The organism is Kitasatospora sp. NPDC094028 (assembly GCF_049543595.1).
Classification (GTDB): domain Bacteria; phylum Actinomycetota; class Actinomycetes; order Streptomycetales; family Streptomycetaceae; genus Kitasatospora.
This window is the reverse complement of the sequence record NZ_JBMVFA010000078.1, coordinates 1-2,451: the sequence shown is the minus strand read 5'-3', so window position 1 is coordinate 2,451 and position 2,451 is coordinate 1. Positions and strand designations below refer to the sequence as shown.

Sequence of the window (2,451 nt, the reverse complement as noted above, 5' to 3'; positions counted from 1 at the left end):
GGCAAGAGCCGCGAGCACGGTGTTTCCGCATCCATAGCTCTCGCTGGCCACGATGGAGGTGCTTAAAACGCTCAGCCAGGTCATTGCCATCCTTAACGGTCAGAGTCACGAGAAAGGGCTTTAAAGAGGCGTTCGACCCTCTAAGCACCTCCCACCTATCCAGGTAGCTTTTGAGGGCCTTGCTGCCCCTCCTGATGGCGCACAGGGGGCATAGGAGATGCTTCATGCAAAGCGAAGCTGCATGCAACCGCACTTCGTCGACGGTGAAGTAGTGCCGGAACATCAAATAGTCCCCACACGAGCCGACCCGCCGTGCTAAGCCTTGATGGCCTCCAAGCCCGCTGATAAACTCCGCTACGTCGAGAGCGCCTGCTTTAGCTGCTCCATATCTCTGAACCCTTCGGGGTAGTGCCTCGATGCCCTGAACGCCGATTTCTCCTGCCAGAGAGTCGGCGTTTTCCTTTGGGTCATCCGGTGGTCGTTCCTCCATCGGCGGCCCTCCGTGCGATGAGGAACCCAATGGGTCCAGCCAGCATCTCGCGGCCCAGTCGGACGGCGTCCGGCGACAAGCCCTGATCGCAGGCAAACGAGCCGGAAACCCGCATGGATGCTGGCTTGGAGCAATTGTTTGTATGTATCAAGGGAAGAGCGCCGGCCGGCGCCAAGTGCCGGGGCAGGCCCGTCCCAAGGCGTCGTCCCGCGCTCACTTCTTTTCCTCGTACGACAAATTGACTGTCGCGCCAGGTGCCCACGCACGCACCGGCACGGAGATCTGCGAGCCGACCTGGTCGACGTACTTCGTCAGATCGGGAACCGTGAGGGTGTAGAGCTGCACCAGGCCGCGGGAGTCGAGGCCTTCCACCTGGAGTACTGACCGCGGCTGGATGACCTCGCCGGTCTTCTTGTTGACACCACCACCGAGAGTGGTGGCAGCGCGAACGGTGCCTGTGAGAGTCAGCATCAGTGCGTCTCCTCATCAGGGATCAAACCGTGCTTTTCGATGGCCTCCTGCGCGAGCTTGACGGCTTGCAGCGTGGCGGCCGTGAGGAACTCACGCTTGCTCATGTCGAGCAGCTGGCAGACGTCTTCCACGTCGCTGAACAGCTCAGGGTGAACGTCGAATTGCAGCTTCTTCAGCTTGAGCTGCTCGGCAGTCTCCGGGTCTCTGAGGAAGTGATCCATCAGGCCGTAGTTGCCACGTTTGTAAAGCTCGTCGAGAGCTTTGTGCTGGATGAGGGAATCAAGGTCCATATCGGCTCCAATTGAAGGTTGCAGGAACGACAATTGTTACCAGACGAAAGGCCGATGTAAAGCCTTACGAGTGCAGGATACGAATTCAGAGCCCTTTTTGTGGTCCACGCAGCCTGTTTTGCATGCGCGAAGACGGGCAGGGGAGGGGAGGGCGCTGGGCACGCGGCGCATCGCTGCGTTGGCGTGAGAGCCGTGGCTCTGCATGGGGGGCATACCCCCCATACCCCCTTAGGCCGCTGGCTGATCCTCCACCGGGTCTCCCAGGACGCCGTAGTCGGTCTCGGCGAATGCCGGCCGACCATGCTTCAACAGCAGGTGGTGGTAGGTGTCAAAACGATCACAGAGACGAGACAGGGTGGATACCGCGAGGCAGCAAAACGACGCCTCGTCGGGATTCGAGTTGCGCCAGATCTCGATCAACGCTTGGGCTTCGGCCAGAGGCCCGTGGATCTCGCGTTCAGCTTCGCCCAGCTCGGGCGCAATAGACTTCTTCTCAGCCATTTTTCATCTCCAACACAGATGGGTTTTGGTTAGGCCTCGGTGGGTGTTGACGCACTCACCGGGGCCGCTTTCGCTGTTGAACGCTCTGCGTGAATCAGCCTGAGCGAGGTGCTAGCACCTCGCATATCCTGCCCCGCGAAGAACATTCATCCGTGCACTCAGGCGGGTCGATCTTTCCTCCTCTGAAGGTCGTATCCGCGACCGGTCAGGTAGCGGTAAAAAAGGGTGCGAAAGGGGAGGTCGTCGAAGGGCTCGTCGATGAGCTGCTCCGGCACCACCACCGAACGGAAGCAGCCAGCAGATCCGATGAGTCTCTTTCCGCGCAAGGTCTCGTAGCAGTGCCACGTGTCCTCAACAGGCTGATCCGAAAACTTCACCGCGTACTTGAACACCTCGAGGAAGCCACTCACAGGGTCCTCCTGGCTGATCGGCCGTACGTCCACCACGTGGCTATCACCAGTGATGTTTTTCCACTCAGCCGAGAGCTGCAGCTGGTCAGGCTGATGCTCCGCGATCGCGATCATGTGCAGATGCGGATGCCAGAGCCCAGAACCTGTGCCGCGCTTCACTTCGTACGACCACACAGCACCCATAACACCATCGAGGCAAGAGCCGCGAGCACGGTGTTTCCGCATCCATAGCTCTCGCTGGCCACGATGGAGGTGCTTAAAACGCTCAGCCAGGTCATTGCCATCCTTA

General features: G+C 59.7%; 5 protein-coding genes. All 5 read right to left on the bottom strand.

Annotated elements, in window-relative coordinates; genetic code table 11:
- A partial coding sequence (locus ACPC54_RS41810; RefSeq protein WP_498972981.1) for a hypothetical protein occupies window positions 1-490 on the bottom strand: 490 nt, incomplete at its 3' end.
- Window positions 491-703: 213 nt separating this feature from the next.
- Window positions 704-961 (bottom strand): hypothetical protein, encoded by a 258-nt coding sequence (locus ACPC54_RS41805; protein WP_359364213.1) that lies wholly within the window; start codon window positions 959-961, stop codon window positions 704-706.
- Window positions 961-1,251 carry a hypothetical protein gene (locus ACPC54_RS41800; protein ID WP_070574462.1) on the bottom strand — a complete coding sequence of 97 codons (291 nt, stop codon included), beginning with the start codon at window positions 1,249-1,251 and terminating at the stop codon, window positions 961-963. Before ACPC54_RS41800 ends, ACPC54_RS41805 begins: the two co-directional genes overlap by 1 nt.
- 228 nt (window positions 1,252-1,479) lie before the next feature.
- A complete protein-coding gene (locus ACPC54_RS41795; protein WP_359364228.1) occupies window positions 1,480-1,752 on the bottom strand; it encodes a hypothetical protein in 273 nt (90 codons plus the stop codon).
- A 158-nt stretch (window positions 1,753-1,910) separates the two neighbouring features.
- Window positions 1,911-2,451, bottom strand: a 541-nt coding sequence (locus ACPC54_RS41790; protein ID WP_498972978.1) for a rep family protein, incomplete at its 5' end; no start/stop codon positions are given.